Source organism: Bradyrhizobium sp. (assembly GCF_019244115.1).
GTDB lineage: Bacteria > Pseudomonadota > Alphaproteobacteria > Rhizobiales > Xanthobacteraceae > Bradyrhizobium.
On record NZ_JAFATE010000575.1, the window covers coordinates 1 to 15,917 of the forward strand.

The 15,917-nt window shown below is 64.7% G+C and carries 15 protein-coding genes; 9 read left to right on the forward strand and 6 right to left on the reverse strand.

Annotation, left to right across the window (positions count from 1 at the left end; translation table 11 throughout):
- Positions 1–205: 205 nt before the first annotated feature.
- A complete protein-coding gene (locus JOZ76_RS25385; protein WP_291703299.1) occupies positions 206–937 on the reverse strand; it encodes a Crp/Fnr family transcriptional regulator in 732 nt (243 codons plus the stop codon).
- 225 nt (positions 938–1,162) lie between these two features.
- Here JOZ76_RS25385 and JOZ76_RS25390 point away from each other — a divergent pair, with 225 nt between their 5' ends.
- Both JOZ76_RS25390 and JOZ76_RS25395 read left to right on the forward strand, forming a co-directional pair.
- Positions 1,163–2,191 carry a sensor histidine kinase gene (locus JOZ76_RS25390; protein ID WP_291703300.1) on the forward strand — a complete coding sequence of 343 codons (1,029 nt, stop codon included), beginning with the start codon at positions 1,163–1,165 and terminating at the stop codon, positions 2,189–2,191.
- 298 nt (positions 2,192–2,489) lie between these two features.
- A complete protein-coding gene (locus JOZ76_RS25395) occupies positions 2,490–4,607 on the forward strand; it encodes a hybrid sensor histidine kinase/response regulator (RefSeq protein WP_291703302.1) in 2,118 nt (705 codons plus the stop codon).
- Positions 4,608–4,694: 87 nt separating this feature from the next.
- Here JOZ76_RS25395 and JOZ76_RS25400 read toward each other — a convergent pair whose 3' ends face one another.
- Entirely contained in the window at positions 4,695–4,940 is a 246-nt protein-coding gene (locus JOZ76_RS25400; RefSeq protein WP_291703304.1) for a hypothetical protein, read from the reverse strand.
- Between the two features lie 365 nt (positions 4,941–5,305).
- On the opposite strand from JOZ76_RS25400, the gene JOZ76_RS25405 reads away from it, so the two are divergent.
- The 5 genes from JOZ76_RS25405 to JOZ76_RS25425 all read left to right on the forward strand — a co-directional run bounded on the left by JOZ76_RS25405 (position 5,306) and on the right by JOZ76_RS25425 (position 9,163).
- Positions 5,306–6,124: a sugar phosphate isomerase/epimerase family protein gene (locus JOZ76_RS25405; RefSeq protein WP_291703306.1), complete on the forward strand. Its 819-nt coding sequence runs from the start codon at positions 5,306–5,308 to the stop codon at positions 6,122–6,124.
- 104 nt (positions 6,125–6,228) lie between these two features.
- Positions 6,229–6,630: a hypothetical protein gene (locus tag JOZ76_RS25410; RefSeq protein WP_291703308.1), complete on the forward strand. Its 402-nt coding sequence runs from the start codon at positions 6,229–6,231 to the stop codon at positions 6,628–6,630.
- Between the two features lie 11 nt (positions 6,631–6,641).
- Entirely contained in the window at positions 6,642–7,067 is a 426-nt protein-coding gene (locus tag JOZ76_RS25415) for a phage holin family protein (protein ID WP_291703310.1), read from the forward strand.
- Positions 7,045–8,094, forward strand: a complete 1,050-nt coding sequence (locus tag JOZ76_RS25420) for a DUF3618 domain-containing protein (RefSeq protein ID WP_291703312.1) — start codon at positions 7,045–7,047, stop codon at positions 8,092–8,094. The genes JOZ76_RS25415 and JOZ76_RS25420 overlap by 23 nt, the downstream gene beginning before the upstream one ends.
- Positions 8,081–9,163 (forward strand): YihY/virulence factor BrkB family protein, encoded by a 1,083-nt coding sequence (locus JOZ76_RS25425; protein WP_441300090.1) that lies wholly within the window; start codon positions 8,081–8,083, stop codon positions 9,161–9,163. The genes JOZ76_RS25420 and JOZ76_RS25425 overlap by 14 nt, the downstream gene beginning before the upstream one ends.
- A 6-nt stretch (positions 9,164–9,169) precedes the next feature.
- Here the strand turns inward: JOZ76_RS25425 and JOZ76_RS25430 are convergent, their stop codons facing one another.
- Entirely contained in the window at positions 9,170–10,201 is a 1,032-nt protein-coding gene (locus JOZ76_RS25430) for a glycosyltransferase family 4 protein (protein WP_291703316.1), read from the reverse strand.
- A 100-nt stretch (positions 10,202–10,301) separates the two neighbouring features.
- The gene (thiD, locus tag JOZ76_RS25435) at positions 10,302–11,117 is read right to left on the reverse strand and encodes a bifunctional hydroxymethylpyrimidine kinase/phosphomethylpyrimidine kinase (RefSeq protein ID WP_291703318.1); all 816 of its coding nucleotides are present in this window, start codon (positions 11,115–11,117) and stop codon (positions 10,302–10,304) included.
- Between the two features lie 141 nt (positions 11,118–11,258).
- Here thiD and JOZ76_RS25440 point away from each other — a divergent pair, with 141 nt between their 5' ends.
- The gene (locus JOZ76_RS25440) at positions 11,259–11,504 is read left to right on the forward strand and encodes an Lrp/AsnC ligand binding domain-containing protein (protein WP_291703320.1); all 246 of its coding nucleotides are present in this window, start codon (positions 11,259–11,261) and stop codon (positions 11,502–11,504) included.
- A 149-nt stretch (positions 11,505–11,653) separates the two neighbouring features.
- On the opposite strand, the gene JOZ76_RS25445 is transcribed toward JOZ76_RS25440, so the two are convergent.
- On the reverse strand, positions 11,654–14,068 hold the full coding sequence (locus JOZ76_RS25445) for a bifunctional diguanylate cyclase/phosphodiesterase (RefSeq protein ID WP_291703322.1): 2,415 nt from the start codon (positions 14,066–14,068) through the stop codon (positions 11,654–11,656).
- 251 nt (positions 14,069–14,319) lie between these two features.
- Here JOZ76_RS25445 and JOZ76_RS25450 point away from each other — a divergent pair, with 251 nt between their 5' ends.
- Positions 14,320–15,594 (forward strand): ABC transporter substrate-binding protein, encoded by a 1,275-nt coding sequence (locus JOZ76_RS25450; RefSeq protein ID WP_291703324.1) that lies wholly within the window; start codon positions 14,320–14,322, stop codon positions 15,592–15,594.
- Here JOZ76_RS25450 and JOZ76_RS25455 read toward each other — a convergent pair.
- Positions 15,494–15,917, reverse strand: a 424-nt coding sequence (locus JOZ76_RS25455; protein ID WP_291703325.1) for a c-type cytochrome, incomplete at its 5' end; no start/stop codon positions are given. The genes JOZ76_RS25450 and JOZ76_RS25455 overlap by 101 nt on opposite strands.

Consider the following 15,917-nt stretch of genomic DNA (forward strand, 5'->3'; position numbering starts at 1 on the left):
CTGGGCATCCTGAGCAACATCACCCGAGAGGCGCCGCTCGGCTCGCTGATGGTCGCGTTCCTGCTGGGCGTCGCTTTCGCACGCCGCCGGATGCGCTAACCCTGAAAGCCGGTGGTTCAATCCCATCGCGCCTTGGATCTTCGTCAACCATGATCCGCAGCAAACGCAGCGCGTTCGCGCGGTTGCATGTTTTCATGCCCCGGTTTCACGGCGGAGTCTGCTTCCTCGTGTGCAGATAGTCGGGGTTGAAATCCCCGAGCTCCTGCAATTCGCGCCATTTCAGCACGGTCAGTTCGCCATCGCGAAAATCCATCGCACCGGAGGCCCGCAGCTCCTGCAGCGTCCTGTTGACGGTCGCAATCGCCATGCCCAGCGTCTCGCCGAGCTGAACCAGGCTGATCGGCACCTGCAACGTATTGCCATGGTTGAGGCCGGACACCCGCGCGCGGCAGAACAGCTCGCAAAACAGGTGCGCCATGCGCGCGCGCATCGGCCGGGCGCTGTTGTTGGTGATGGCTTCCCGAAAGATTGCGGCATCCAGCAGGGTCTCCCGCCAGATGGCAATGCCCAGGGATGGCCGGCGCTCGAACGCCTTCAAGATCTCCTTGTGGGGAATGAAGGCGACCGAGGCCGGACCGATGGCGCACAGGCCATGGTCCATTCTTTCGATGAAAAGACCCTGCGCATCGGGCAAATCGCCGGACATGTGGAAGGAAAGAAATTGTCTGCCGCCGGTTTGCAGCAGGTGGTAGCGCCCGACCATCCCACTGACGACCAGCGCGGCGAACTCCGGAACGTCGCCCTGGCGAATGAAATCCTCGTTCGGCTCGTAATTCCTGGCCATCCACGCCAACGAGCAGACCTCGGCGACATCCTCGTCTGCGAGGCGTGAATGCTCCTTCAAACTGCGAATGAGAACTTCGTGCGCGTTGTCCATGAACGCTCTCGAAAAACTGCGACTTGCGTCTCATTTGATACACGGCGCCGTCCGCATCCGACCTAAACTCGCTCGCGCCCAGTAATGTTTCAAGTTTGGTTTTGCATGATGAATGTACCTGCCGCTGCCTCCGACCATGATCACGATCATGGTCCAGTCGCGGAAAGCCGGGACGCCTGGCGAGACAGTCCCGCCCTTCCGCCCGCAGAGTTCGCGGAGCGCCCCGTGCGACGATTCCACGCGGGACATCTCGCCGCGCGGATCGACGCGGGCTTGACCAGCCTGCGCCGCCACATCGCTCCCGGCTCGCTGCAGGCCTATGCCCTTGCCCTGGTCTGTGCGTTCGCCGCGACGTTGTTCGAGGCTCTGCTGCTCTGGTTCGAACCGCAGGCGTCACAGCTCATCGCCTACTATCCGGCGATCGCGCTGGCGGCGCTGTACGGAGGCATCGGTCCCGGACTGCTCGTCGCAGTGAGCGGCGGGCTGGTTGCGTGGTGGGCTTTCCTGCCGCCCGTCTTCAGTCTCGCTCTGATCCGTCATGGCGATGCGGTCAACCTCGCCACCTTCGCCTTCGTGTCGCTCATCATGGTCGGCGCGGTCGACCATTTTCGTCGCCTGGCGCGGCGGCTGGAGGACGAGGAGCAGATGCGCCAGCTCGCGGTGCAAGAACTGGCGCATCGCCTGAAGAACAAGATCGCGACGATCCAGGCGATCATCAGCGTGCAACTGCGCGATCTGCCGCAACTGCGCCAGGACATTCTGGATCGCCTCGGCGCCCTCACGGCAGCGGACCAGCTGATCGAGAACGCCCACGGACGCGGCGCCTATGTCCGCGACATCGCCGGGACGGAGCTTGGTCCATACCACGCCTGCCGCCTCTCGTTCGACGGACCCAACGTTCTGCTGCCGCCCAAACATGCCCTGATGGTCGCATTGCTGATCCACGAGCTCGCCACCAACGCGGCGAAATACGGGTCGCTCTCGGTGCCTGGCGGCCGCGTGTCGCTGCGCTCCGCCCTGTCGGGAAGCGTTCTCAGCCTTGAATGGCGCGAGCGGGCCGGGCCGCGTGTCGCCGCGCCGAGGCGTCGCGGCTTCGGCCTGCAGCTGTTGTCGCGTGCACTGGAGCAGTTTGACGGCGGCACCGAGATCGCGTTCGAACCGTCCGGTCTCGTTTGCACGATGCTGCTCACGCTGCCCGCGGGCCCGGCCATGGCCGATCCGGGCGCGACGCAGCTGGCCGCGCCGTCAGCCTGAAAGCCGCTTGCGCTGCGACCGTCAGCTCTTCATCTGGGCAAGCTGGCCGGCTCCCTCTGCTGCAATTACCCGACCATCATGCCGCGGATTGGCGGAATGCGATACGCGGCAGGATCGATTTCCGGCTGCTGGCAGAGCGCGCGGACACGCGCTACGGTTTAGTAATATCTGCTTCATGTTATTCGCAGGGCCCGCTCTTGTCGGCAATTGCTGAGGCAATCCGTCCCGGTTATCCTGGTTTGCGTCGGTCGTCCGCCCCTATCGTGCGGGCAGGCACATGGCTGGTCGGAGAGCGGGAATGCAGGGCCGGCGGGTGACGGTTCGCTTGATCCGGACCGCGATGGCAGCATCGCTGGTTCTGCCGCTCGCTCTTTTTCTGTTCGCCTCCTGGACCGCTTATGAGAGGCTGCAGACCACGGCGCGCGAGCGCCTGGTGCGCTCGCTCGACATCGAGCAAGAGGAGGCGTTCAAGACGTTCGAACTGGTCAATCTGGCACTGACGCAAGTCGCCGACCTGCTGACTGGCATGTCACCGGAAGAAATCGCCGAGAGTGAGCCGACACTCCATGTCAGGCTGGAACGGCTCTCGAAGGCCATTCGCGCGGTCCAGTCGATCTGGGTCTATGGCACGGATGGACGGCCGCTCGTCTCCTCCTGGGCTCATCCGCCGCCGGAGACGAGCTTTTCCGATCGCGACTTCATCCAGGCGCACCTCGCGGGACCATCGCAAACCTATTATGGCAAGGTCTACGCGTCGGTGCTGAATGCCGAACCATTCTTCACGGTCAGCCGCCGGCTGGTGCTGGACGGCAACGTCGTCGGCGTGATCGAGGCGTCGGTCCTGCCCAGCAATTTCTTCCAGTTCTTCGCATCGCTTGCCTACACCCAGGGCGTTCAATACGCCCTGCTCCGGGAGGACGGCACGTTCCTGGTGCGCTTTCCCGCCGTTCCTGCTGGCGCCCCGGACAAGCTGGGCGAGACCACGGGTTTCGCGCGGACGATACGCGCCACGCCCAGCGGCGGCTTCTATTCCTCGATTTCGCCGATCGACCAGGTCAGCCGCCGTTACGCGATACGCCGGCTCGAGAACACGCCGCTCTATCTGTCCGCCGGCATCGAGACCGCGATGCTCACAAGGGAATGGCTTTCGACGATGGGCGCGCATCTCATCTTCGGCATTCCGGCGACGCTGTTCCTGTTCCTCACCTTGTGGCTGGTGCTGCGCCGGACGCAGGCGCTCTACGCCGAGATCGATCGCCGTTCGAAGGCGGAGGAGTCGCTCAGGCAATCGCAGCGGCTGGAGGCGATCGGACATCTGACGGGCGGCGTCGCGCATGACTTCAACAATCTGCTCACCATCATCATCGGAAATCTCGAAGCGCTGCAGCGGCAGATGGCCGGGGCAGAGGCGCAGCTGGTGCGCCGGCTCGATCGCGCGATGCATGGGGCGACACGGGCCGCGATGCTGACGAAGCGGCTGCTCGCTTTCTCGCGCCAGCAGCCGCTGAGCCCAGCGCCGATCGACGTCAACAATCTCCTGAACGGGCTTGCCGAGTTCCTGCGCCGGGCGCTCGGGGAACACGTCTCGCTCGAGGTCGTTGGCAGCGGCGGCGTGTGGCCGGTCGAGGTCGATGCGACCGAGCTGGAATCGGCCCTGGTCAATCTCGCCGTCAACGCGCGCGATGCCATGCCGAACGGCGGCAAGCTCACGATCGAAGCCAGCAACACCTACCTGGACGACGCTTATTGCCGGACCCATGGGGAGATCGAGCCCGGCCAGTACGTCCTGATCTCGGTGTCAGACACCGGGGCCGGAATGAGCCGGGAGGTGCTCGAAAGGGCGTTCGAGCCGTTCTACACCACCAAGCCGAGCGGCCAGGGAACCGGCCTCGGTCTCAGCCAGGTCTACGGTTTCGTCAAACAGTCCGGCGGCCACATCAACCTCTACAGCGAGACCGGCCACGGCACCACGGCCAAGATCTACCTGCGCCGCTATTATGGCGATGCCCCTGCCCCCAGGACAAGCGATCAGGTCTCGCCGCGGGCGAACAGCGGCGAGTCCATTCTGCTCGTCGAGGACGATGCCGAGGTCAGGCGCTACGTTGCCGAGACGCTCGGCAACCTGGGCTACAACGTGCTGGAGGCCGGCGATGCGAAACAGGCGCTGCAGCAGCTTCAATCAGGCGCTTCCGTCGCGCTGCTGCTGACCGACGTGGTGATGCCGGGGATGAACGGACGCCGCCTCGCGGAGGAGGCCAGGGCCGTGAAGCCTACCCTGAAGATCATCTTCATGACCGGCTACTCCCGCAACGCCATCGTACACCAGGGACGGCTGGATCCGGGCGTCGACCTGATCCAGAAGCCGATCGCTTCGGACCAGCTGGCTGCAATCGTGCGAAAGGTGCTGGACAGTTGATCGGATCCTGCTCGCTCGCGCAGGAATCGAAGGCAAAAAAAGGGCGCCCGCCGGGCGCCCATTGATCGCTCATCACAACTCACAAACTCAATCGCAGATTCGCCTGCGGACCGTGACGTCTTCGCCGTAGCGATTGGTCCGGTGATCGATCACGACCCGGCACCCTCTGCGTTCATAGGCATAGGAGTCGCGATCGCTGTAGTAGCGGTCGTGATAGCCCGGTCCGACGCGAACACCGCCGGGACCGACATCGAATTCAACAGCCTTTGCTGCCGTCGCTGCGCCTGCGGCGAGCGCGGCCGACGCGGCGAATGCGAGCAGATATCGTTTCATTGGTTTCCTCCTCTCTTGGGGTAACGAACGCATTTCCACAAACAGTCGGGCTTAGCGATTCGTTCCCGGGTGTCGAAGTTCCGAGACCTCGACCCAGCGGCTAGATCATGCCCAGCAGGACAAAGACGCCGATCTCCACCGTTACCGCGGCGCAAAATGCCGCGGCGGCCAACACCATTTCACTTGTTGCAGGGAACTGCATGCACACGCCTCATTGCGAATGGGCTCCGGTTCAGACAACGCAATGCCCGCGAAGAAGTTTCGCCTGTGGCCCGATGGCAACATTCTCTTCCGGTTGGTCTTCGGTTCGTATGATGCTAAGTTCCACACTCGCCGCTCAGGGTTGCAACACGTCGAGTCCCCTGATGGTTCTGACAAGGCGCGATTTGTCGGCGGTTGCCATTGGTGCTGCGCTCGGAATAACCGCGGCCCAGAGCCGGGAATTGCGCAAGATCGGGCTTCAACTTTATACGGTCCGTGACCTGTTGAAGCGCGACTTCGAGGCGACGCTCCGCAATATCGCCCTGCTCGGCTACCGCGAGGTGGAGTTTGCGGGGATCATGGGCGAGAACGTGACACGGACCCGCGACCTGCTGCGCCACCTCGATCTCGCCGCGCCATCACTGCACGCCGATTACGCGAGCCTCCGGAGCAATCCCGAGCAATCGTTCGAGACCGCGCGGTTGCTCGAGGCCGGCTTCGTGGTCTGCCCGTGGCTCGACCCGCCGGAGCGGCAAACGGCGGACGATTGGAAGCGGATCTGCGACAACCTGAACGCGATCGGCGAGCGCGCCGCGCGCGCCGGCCTGGTGCTTGCCTATCACAATCACGACTTCGAGTTCGTCGATCTGGCCGCCGGCGTCAGGCCCTATGACCTGCTGCTCAGCCGCACCGATGAACGCTTTCTCAAGTTCGAGCTCGATGTGTACTGGGCTACCAAGGGCAAGGCCGATCCCGCGCCGCTGCTGCGGGCGCACCCGTCGCGATTTCGCCTGGTCCACCTCAAGGACATGGCGACCGACGGATCGTTCACCGAGATCGGCAACGGCACGCTGGATTTCGGCGACATCATCGAGGCAGCGCTGCAAAGCGGTGTCGAGCATTTTTTCGTCGAGCAGGACGTCGCGCCCGATCCACTGCGCAGCATCGCCGTGAGCATTGCCTATCTTCGGCGCCTCGGGTGAGCGCCCCCGGCTCCTGAGCCCACGCCGCGTCCGCAGTCGCAGTCAGGGCGGTAGAAGGGGATGGCTGCGGCATTTTTTGCCAGCGTAGGAACATCGCGCACCTCATGCCTGTTGGTCTCGCGAGTAAAAAAACAACAAGCACGGAGCACGTGCAGGCCGGAGGAGGAAACGATATGCAATCAGCAGACCCTGTCGCCGAGTGGGAACAAGTCGCACAGCAGCAAAAACAGGCTGGTGCGGACCAGATCGACCAGATGGCGAAAGCGGTCCACGGCGCGGCCGATCACCTCGCCCAGGAGATGCCCGAGACCGCCGAATTGGTCCACGCCGCAGCGTCCCAGCTCGAGCGCGGCGCCGGGGCGCTGCGCGAGCGCGGCGTGAGCGACCTCATGGCCGGCTTCAACGAGCTCGGACGCAAGGACCCGCTGACATTGCTCGGCGGCGCCATGCTCGCGGGTTTTGCGATCTCCCGCTTCTTCAAAAGTTCCACCGACAGCTCACGTTAGAGGAACACGCCATGGCCATTCCAGGTCCCCAGCGCTCCGTGCCGGATATGATCAGTGACCTGTTTCTGCAGGTGAGCACGCTGTTTCGCAAGGAGGCGCAGCTTGCTCGCGCCGAAATGTCCGAGAACATGGCGACTGTCGGGCGCGGCCTGGGGTTGATCATCGCCGGCGCCGTGCTGCTGATCCCTTCGCTCGTCATACTGCTTCAAGCGGCCGTGACCGCGGTGGGCGACCGCTATGACCTGGCACCGACATGGTCGGCGCTGATCGTTGGCGGCCTCGTGTTGATCATCGGCGTCATTTTGTTCCTCATTGGCATCAGCCGCCTCAGGTTCGAACACATCATGCCCAACAAGACCGTCCACCAGCTGCAGCGCGATGCGGCTGTGGCCAAGGAAAAAGTGAGCAGGTCCCATGACCCACGTCGAGCAGCTTGAACGAGAGACCGAACAGGCACGCGCTGATATCGCAGGCACACTGGACGAGCTGCGCGCCTGCATGACGCCTGGACATGTGCTGGACCAGCTGGCAGACCGGATGAATGCCGGCGCGCCGGTGGCGTTCGCCAGGAATCTGCGCGACCAGACCGTCAACAACCCGCTTCCCGTTGCGCTGATCGGAACGGGCCTGGCATGGCTCATGCTGGGGCGTCGCGGCCCGGAGGCAAGCGACATGAGCGAGGCGGCGGGCCGAGCGTCCAGGGTTGGACGGGAGGCCGTTGAGGGTGCGGTTGAGAGCGTAGGGCAGACCGCATCGGAAGCGCAGGCTCATCTCCGCGAGACCGCCGGCGCCATGACGGACGCGGTGCAGCAGGGTGCGGCGCAGACCGCGGATTCGCTCCGCGGCACGGCGGATTCCGCGCGACAGACGGCGAGCCAAGCCGCGGATGCGATCCGTGGCGGTGCAGGCGCCATCACCGACAGCTTGCAGCGCACGGCAGCGGCAACCAAGGCCGCCGGCCAGCGCACCCTGCAATCGGGCGGCGCGCTGGTCGATTTCTGCCGCGAGCAGCCCCTGGTCCTGGCCGGTGTGGGGCTCGCGATGGGCGCCATCATCGGGGCGCTGCTGCCGGCGACGGACGCGGAGAACCGGTTGATGGGGCAAACCAGCGATCGCGCCAAGGAGGGTATGCGGGAGTTCGCCTCCCAGCAGGTCGAGGCCGTGAAAGAAGGCGCCAAGGAAGGTGCAAAAGCCCTGAAAGAAGGCCCCAACGAAGCGGTCAAACAAGGGGCAAAGCAAGGCGCTGACCAGGCCTCGGAGGGAATGTTCGACACCTCCCAGGAAGAGTCCGCGCACCCCGACGTTGCGCATCTGGCGACCGGCGAGCGTAAAAAAACCGCCGACTGGAAGGACGACGCCAAGGAGGGCTCGCCCGAGCCGAGCGCCGATGAGCCGACGCTCGCGCCGAAAGGGCCCGACGAAGCGAAAGGCCAGCCCTGGTCTCCCGAAAATGCGCCGCTCTGAACGAAGGGACATCGTTGAAGGTTCGTTGCTGTGGGCTGCCGCAATTGCGGCGGCCTTATTTGCCGCCGGCTTTCGGCCGCGCCGTTTCTCGACAGCATCGGCCGTGCAGAGTTCTCCCCTTCGCGAGCAGGACCGTGGCCGCCTGGCGGAGGCGCCCGCAAAAATTCCCACCCGCGGCTGGAAGGACATTCTGCTGCGGGCCTTTCACAATATCTCCGAGCATCGCATCATGGATCTCGCCGCAGGCGTGACGTTCTACAGCCTGCTCGCGCTGTTCCCCGCGATCGCGGCGCTGGTTGCGATCTACGGGCTGTTCGCCGACCCGGCGACACTCAGCGCAGACCTCGACAAGATGTCGGGCGTGCTGCCGGGCGGCGCGATCGAGGTCATTCACGATCAGCTCGCCCGTCTGGTCGCGCAGCGCGGCAGCACCCTCGGCCTGACTTTCATCGTCAGCCTTGCGATATCGCTGTGGAGCGCCAATGCCGCGATGAAATCGCTGTTCGGCACACTCAACGTCGTCTATGCCGAACCGGAAAAACGCGGTCTCGTCACCCTGAACGCGCAATCGCTCGCCTTCACCGTCGGCGGCATCGTTTTCATCGTCGTGGCGCTCGGTGCCATGGTGGTACTGCCGCCTCTGCTGGGATTCCTCGGCTTGTCGGGGTTCACGGAAACGCTGCTGCGTGTCGGACGGTGGCCTGCGCTGTTCGTGGTGCTGATGCTCGCGCTTGCCATCATCTATCGCCATGGCCCCTCGCGCGAGCAGGCGCAATGGCGCTGGGTCACCTGGGGAAGCGCTTTCGCCGCGCTCGCCTGGCTGGTACTCTCCATCCTGTTCTCCTGGTACGCTGAGAATTTCGGCAGTTTCAACCGCACCTATGGCTCGCTCGGTGCCGTGATCGGCTTCATGACCTGGATCTGGCTGTCGGCGATCGTGATCCTGATCGGCGCCGAGCTCGACGCCGAGATGGAGCATCAGACCGCGCGCGACACCACCACCGGGCCGCCAATGCCGCTCGGCGCGCGGCAGGCCACCATGGCCGACACCATCGGGGCGCGGCAATGATGGGCATCACGCCTTGGCCGCTGCGACGCTCTGATAATGCCGAACATAGTCCTCGGCCATGCGCGCCGAGGAGAAGCGCTGCTCGAAACGCTCGCGAACCTTTCGGCGGTCGAGTTCGCGCAGGCGTTTGATCGCGCAGACCGCCTGCTCTTCGCTCTCGACGACGAACCCCGTCACCCCATCGTCGATGACCTCAGGGACTGAACCCGAGCGATAGGCGATGACCGGTGTGCCGCATGCCATCGCTTCGATCATGACCAGCCCGAACGGTTCGGGCCAGTCGATCGGAAACAGCAGCGCCGCCGCGCCGGCGAGAAAGCCCTGCTTTCCCGCATCATCGACTTCCCCGACCAGCCGGACCTGCTTGCCGTCGATCTCCGGCTGCAGCCGTTCCCTGAAGTAGCCGCTGTCCGCGCGCGGGATTTTCGCCGCGATCTGCAGCGGCATCGCCGCGGCGCGGGCAATGCGGATCGCCTGTTCAGGACCTTTGTCGGCGGTGAGCCGTCCGAGAAAGGCCAGGTAGGAGCCAGGCTCATCGCTTGGACGAAACATGTCCGCCGGCAAGCCGTGATAGACGGTGCCAAGCCATCTGGCACCCCGCAGCGGCAGGCGCTGACTGTCGGAGATCGAAACGAAGGGGGCGGCGGGAAAGTCACGGACCAGGTCCGGCAGACCGTGTAGATCGAGCCGGCCGTGCAGGGTGGTGAGGAACGGCACGTCGAGCCGGCTGAGCAAGGGCAGATGCAGCCAGTCGATATGGGCGTGGATCACGTCGAATTCGCCGGCCCGCCGCGCCATCGCTTCCAGGAGCGCGGTCAGCGCGGCCGAAGGATCGGCGCGCGGCTTGCCCAGCCGAAGGGCGCGAGGCCAGGCCGCGTGCAGCTCGCCCCGCGTGCGTGAATCGCCGCTGGCGAACAGCGTGACGTCATGTCCAAGCCGCACCAGCTCATCGATGAGCCATGCGACCACCCGTTCCGTTCCCCCGTAGAGTTTTGGGGGCACGCTTTCCGCCAACGGAGCAATCTGTGCAATCCGCATGCTGCCAATCCGGAGCAGGACGCCTCCACGCGCCAATGCTTCCTAGGACATCAATCTGGAGCAGCGTGCGTCGTTCCCGGCGCGATGGCGATGCGGGTCGTCAGTAGTAGCGGTGAAAATGGTGGATCGGGCCGTGGCCGTGCCCAACGGTAAAACGGTCGGCGGCTGCAATCGCCGCGCTGATCCAGGCCTTGGCGCTGCGGACCGCGACTTCCAGCGCCTCGCCTTTGGCAAGTCCCGCGGCGATGGCCGAGGACAGCGAACATCCGGTGCCATGGGTGTTTTGCGTCATCATCCGCGGCGCCGCGAGCGCGAGGCTGCCGCTCTCGCCGACCAGATAGTCCACGCTCTCGCTGCCCTGCCCGTGGCCGCCCTTGATCAGCACGGCGCGAGCGCCGAGCGCCAGAAGGCGCCGGCCCTGGGCCTCGATGGCGGCGGCCGAACCTGCGAGCGGTTCATCCAGCAGCGCCGCTGCTTCCGGCAGGTTCGGCGTGAGCAGCGCAGCCTGCGGGATCAGGCGAGCGCGCAAGGCGTCCACGGCGTCCAGTTCGAGCAGGCGGGCGCCTGATGTCGCCACCATGATGGGGTCGAGTACGATCTTGGCCTGTGGCCGGCGCGCCAATGCGTCCGCGATCACCTCCGCGGTTGCGCGCCCGGCCACCATGCCGATCTTGACGGCCTTGACGTCGAGATCATCGAACACGACTTCGATCTGTGCGCGCACGACAGCCGGTGGCACGACATGGATGGCGGTCAGGCCAGTCGTGTTCTGCGCGGTCAGCGCCGTGATCGCGGATGCGCCGTAGACGCCGAGCGCCGCAAAGGTCTTGAGATCGGCCTGGATGCCGGCGCCTCCGGAGGAATCGGAGCCGGCAATTGTCAGCGCGACGGGCGTTTGCGGGGCGGTTGTGGTCATGGGGTCGTCCTAGCGCGAATTTGGCCTTCTGTCGCGCGGCGCGTTTTCTTCGTGTGAGCGGGTGCCGAGGTGGCCCGAAGCGGCTATAAGCGGGGGAGGAAAACGCAACAAGTGCGACAGAGATCCCTCGGAGACGACGCGATGGTCCCCTTCTTCGTCCAGATCAAGTGCAAGCTCGGACAGTCCTACACGGTGGCCAACGCGCTCGCCGAGGCCGAGATTGCCTCGGAGATCTATTCCACCGCGGGCGACTACGACCTGCTGGTCAAGTTCTATGTCGACAAGGAGACCGACATCGGCCACTTCATCAACGAGAAGGTGCAGATCATTCCGGGAATCCAGGATACCCGCACCATCATCACCTTCAAGGCGTTCGGCGGTGGCTAGGAACGCCTCCCGTCGTCGTGGCCGGGCTTGTTGTCCCGGCCATCCACGTCTTTCTTCGTGTTCAGACGAAGACGTGGATGCCCGCGACAAGCGCGGGCATGACGAATGAATCGGAGCGGTCGACCAAATAAGTTGCACCGGACTGCGATTCACGCCGCGTCGGGATAGAGGATCCGGTAGATCGGGGAGCGACCGATGGCGGCCGGCCGGCCCAACAGGTAGCCTTGCGCGAAATTCACGCCGAGCGAGCGCAGCATGTCGAGCTGCTCGGGGGTCTCGACGCCCTCGGCGGTGACCGCCATGTTGAGCCCGCGTGCAAGGGTCACGACCGAGGAGATGATCGCATAGCCCTCGTGCCGTTCCGTCAGATTGCGGATGAACGATTTGTCGATCTTGATCTTGTCGAACGGAAACGTCGTCAGATAGCTCAGCGATGAATAACCGGTGCCGAAATCGTCGAGTGCGAGCGAGATGCCGATGCTCTTGAGCCTTTCGATGAAGGCGAGATTTTCGGCCGCCTGCTCCAGCAGCACCGACTCGGTGATCTCGACCTCCAGCCGCTCCGGCGCCAATCCGGATTTCGCCAGCGCGGACTGCATCACGTCGAAGAGCTCGGCCTCTTTGAACTGGACCGGCGAGAGGTTGACGGCGAGCTTGATATCCGCGGGCCAGGTGGTGGCGTCGTCGCAGGCCTGGCGGATGATCCATTCGCCAAGCGGCACGATGAGTCCGGTCTCCTCGGCGAGCGGGATGAACTGGTCGGGCGGCACCAGCCCGCGCTTCGGATGGCGCCAGCGCACCAGCGCTTCCAGACCGCGCCGCCGCCCGCTCTGAATGTCATAGAACGGCTGGTAGTGCACTTCGAACTGGCAGCGCGCGACGGCGTCCCGCAGATCGCCCTCGAGCGTATTGCGCGCCTCGAGCTCCGCCCGCATCGCATCGTCGTACAGCGTGTAGCAGTTCCGTCCCGCCGATTTCGACCGGTACAGCGCGAGATCCGCCTTTTTCAGAAGCTCTTCCTGCCTGCTGCCATGCTCGGGCGCGACCGCGATCCCGATCGAGGTTCCGATCTCGACGCGATGACCAGGCAACTGGAAGGGCTCGGCGATCAGCCTTGAGATCCTCTGGGCGAGATCGATCGAAGAGGCATGCTGATCGTCGCATTCCACCTGGATGATAGCGAACTCATCGCCGCCGAGCCGTGCAAGCACGTCGGCGCCCTGCAGCGCCGATCGGAGCCGTTCCGCCACCTGCTGGAGCAGCGCATCGCCGGCGGCGTGACCGAGCGAGTCGTTGACGTTCTTGAAGCGATCGAGGTCGAGCATCAGGATGGCAAAGACCGCGTCGCCCTCGGCCCCCGAGGTGATCTCCTGCAGGCGCTCGATGAAGAAGGCGCGGTTGGGCAGCCCGGTCAGGATGTCGGTCTGCGCAAGCTCCAGCACCCGCTGGTTCGCGAGCGACAGCTGGAACGCGTTGCGGCTTGCCAAAGCGAGATAGACGGCAAGGAAGATCGTCCCCACGAAGCCGGCCACCAGTACGGCGAGGGACCGATCATGACGAGCGATGAGACGTCCCCCGGCCGCGGGAGCTGCCAGCACGGGCCAGTCGGTATCGCCGATCCGCAGCATCACCGACCAGTGCGCAAGGCCCGACGAGGTCACGTCCGATGATGGGGTCTGGCGTTCGGACGCGAAATCGGGCAGCGCGCGGTTCTCCGGCCGGGTGACGTCGCCGGCGTCAGGCGGATAGACATTCATGGCCAAGGCGGGGCTGGCCGCCGCCGTCCTGCGGATCGCCTGCAACAGCGTCGGCAGATCGAAGATGCCGACGATGTAGCCGGTCAGATTGCGCCGCCGGTCGGCAATGGTGTCGCGCGAGGTGCCCTTGGCGAAAACCGGAACGAACAGCAGCACCCCGGTTGGGCGCTTGCCATCATTTCTCGGCTCGTAGAGCTGCCCGCGCAGCGCGGCAATCACGTCGGCGTCCCGCGCCCGCACCAGTGTCGCCCTGCGCTCGGGATCGGTCGAATAGTCGAGCCCGTAGGACATCGAGGTCTTCGGCTCGGTGGAAAAGAACACCGGCAGGTACTCGTCCTTTTGCGGAGCCGTGGTGATGCTGCGATCCGCGGCATTAAGAGCCTTGATCCGGTAACCCGAAACGCCGTCGGCGATCGCGGCGGCCTCGTACTCGGCGCGCTCCTTGCGGTTGATCCGCGGCATCCAGGCCACCCGGAGGATTCCGGGATGCCGTTCGAACAGCCGGCCGCTGAAGGTTTCGAACTCGCTACGGGTGATCTCCTCGTTGGCGGATTCGAACAGCGTGCGCAGCGCAACCAGCCGGCTGATGTATTCGTTGATGCCGTTCTGCATCACGATGGCCTGGGTCTCGGCGACGCTTTCGAACTCGACCCTGGTGACGCGGTTCTCCCACTGGCCGACCGCATATCCCGCAGTCAGCGAGAGCAGGATCCCGATACCGAGCGCAAACAGCGCAGGCCGGTACAGCCCTGTCCGCGATGCGGAGGACCGCTTGCGCTCGGCCATGTCGTCACGGCGATCGCTCATCCCAGCCTTCTGCCGCTGCTCGCCAAACGGGCCCCCATGCGGCCCCTCCGTCGAGAGTATCGGATAGGGATTTGGGTTAAGAACTCGCGAACATCGCGTTCGATCGGCCGCCGGCGAGGCACAGTAGTTAACGATCCGCCGCGCAAGGACCGGATTTTTACCGGGCATGCTCCGCAATCCGTTAGCAAGCTCTTCATGCCGTTGAACTATCCTGCCCGGCGGTGCCACCCTCATCACGCCAGAAACCGCTCATGCGCCAGTTGCGGATTGCGATTGTCGCCGGATTGTCGATCTTCTTTGCCCTATCGTTTTGCGCCCAGGCCAACGAGGTCGGCGTCGGCGCGGATACGATCCTGTTCGGCCAGGCAGCCGCGCTCGAGGGGCCCTCGTCCGCGCTGGGAAAAGGCATGCGGCAGGGCATTTTGGCCGCGTTTGCGGAGATCAATACGCGAGGCGGCATCTATGGCCGCAAGCTGAGCCTCGTCAGCCGCGACGACGGCTACGACCCCGATCGCTCGGTGGCCCAGACCAAGAAGCTGATCGAGGAAGACCGGGTCTTTGCCCTGATCGGCGCAGTGGGCACGCCGACCTCGATCGCGACGGTGCCGATCGCGAGCGCGTTGAACGTGCCGTTCATCGGGCCGTTCACCGGCGCGGAATTTTTGCGCGCGCCGGAGCTGCGCAATGTCGTCAATATCCGCGCCAGCTACAGCGCCGAAGCGGAGGCCTGGATCAAGCATCTGACCGAGGATCTGAACCTCAAGAGCGTCGCAATTTTTTATCAGGACGACGCCTTCGGCCGCGATGGACTGGCCGGCGTCAAGCGCGCGCTTGCCAGGCGCGGCCTGGAGCTCACAGCCGAGGGCACGTTCGAACGCAACACCAGGGCCGTTGCCGCAGCGCTCCGGGTCATCAAACGGGCGGAGCCGGAAGCCGTGGTCATGGTCGGCACCTACGGGCCATGCGCCGAGTTCATCAAACTTGCTCACAAGCAAGGCTTTGATCCCACCTTCGTCAACATCTCTTTTGTCGGCGCCAATGCGCTCGCCCGCGAGCTCGGCGCCGATGGCAACGGGGTCATCGTCTCGCAGGTCGTGCCGTTTCCGTGGAATACGTCGCTCAAAGTGGTCGCGGACTATCAGGCCGCAGAGAAGGCGCTCGACCGTGAGCTGACGCCGGATTTCGTCTCGCTGGAAGGCTACCTCTCGGGCCGCCTCGCCGCCGCGGCGCTGGAATTGGCCGGCCCGAACCCGACCCGCGCCGAGCTGTTGCGGATCATCAACGAGGCGAGGGGCTTCGACATCAGCGGCTATGTGATCATGCTCGGAGCCCGGATGCAGGATGCGCCCGCCCGCGTGTTCCTGACCGTCATTCAGGGCGACGGCACGTTCAAGCCGGTCGAGACGCTCGTCGCGCCGGTGCGCTTCACTGCTCCTTCGCTTCCTTCTTCTTCGGACGCGGCGGACCCTCCACCGGCGGCAGCGACTTCACGTATTTTGCAATCGCCGCGCGGTCGTCGGAGCTGAGCTGGGACGTATTGCGGATCACGCGTGCCATCGCGCCGCCGGCATTGTCGCCGTCCGGTGTCTGCCCGGTCTCGAGGAAATAGTCGATATCCTTCTCACTCCACTCCGCAAGTTCGCCCTTCTGCGTGATGTTCGGTACCCAGCCCTTGCCTTCCGGATCGGGGCCGCCGGCGAAACGCTGCGCGACCTTGATTCCACCAAGAAGATTCCGCGGGCTATGACACTCGGCGCAGTGGCCGAAGGTGTTCACGAGATAGGCGCCGCGATTCCACTCAGTCGGGCGCGACTGGTTGGGCACGAACAGCGCGTCATCCATGAACAGC

Coding starts and splice junctions, on each gene's coding strand:
- JOZ76_RS25445 (WP_291703322.1), bottom strand. CDS start 14,068: ATGAGCGATCGCCGTGACGACATGGCCGAGCGCAAGCGGTCCTCCGCA.
- JOZ76_RS25425 (WP_441300090.1), top strand. CDS start 8,081: ATGCGCCGCTCTGAACGAAGGGACATCGTTGAAGGTTCGTTGCTGTGG.
- JOZ76_RS25405 (WP_291703306.1), top strand. CDS start 5,306: ATGGTTCTGACAAGGCGCGATTTGTCGGCGGTTGCCATTGGTGCTGCG.
- JOZ76_RS25400 (WP_291703304.1), bottom strand. CDS start 4,940: ATGAAACGATATCTGCTCGCATTCGCCGCGTCGGCCGCGCTCGCCGCA.
- thiD (WP_291703318.1), bottom strand. CDS start 11,117: ATGACCACAACCGCCCCGCAAACGCCCGTCGCGCTGACAATTGCCGGC.
- JOZ76_RS25420 (WP_291703312.1), top strand. CDS start 7,045: ATGACCCACGTCGAGCAGCTTGAACGAGAGACCGAACAGGCACGCGCT.
- JOZ76_RS25385 (WP_291703299.1), bottom strand. CDS start 937: ATGGACAACGCGCACGAAGTTCTCATTCGCAGTTTGAAGGAGCATTCA.
- JOZ76_RS25440 (WP_291703320.1), top strand. CDS start 11,259: ATGGTCCCCTTCTTCGTCCAGATCAAGTGCAAGCTCGGACAGTCCTAC.
- JOZ76_RS25430 (WP_291703316.1), bottom strand. CDS start 10,201: ATGCGGATTGCACAGATTGCTCCGTTGGCGGAAAGCGTGCCCCCAAAA.
- JOZ76_RS25415 (WP_291703310.1), top strand. CDS start 6,642: ATGGCCATTCCAGGTCCCCAGCGCTCCGTGCCGGATATGATCAGTGAC.
- JOZ76_RS25395 (WP_291703302.1), top strand. CDS start 2,490: ATGCAGGGCCGGCGGGTGACGGTTCGCTTGATCCGGACCGCGATGGCA.
- JOZ76_RS25450 (WP_291703324.1), top strand. CDS start 14,320: ATGCGCCAGTTGCGGATTGCGATTGTCGCCGGATTGTCGATCTTCTTT.
- JOZ76_RS25410 (WP_291703308.1), top strand. CDS start 6,229: ATGCCTGTTGGTCTCGCGAGTAAAAAAACAACAAGCACGGAGCACGTG.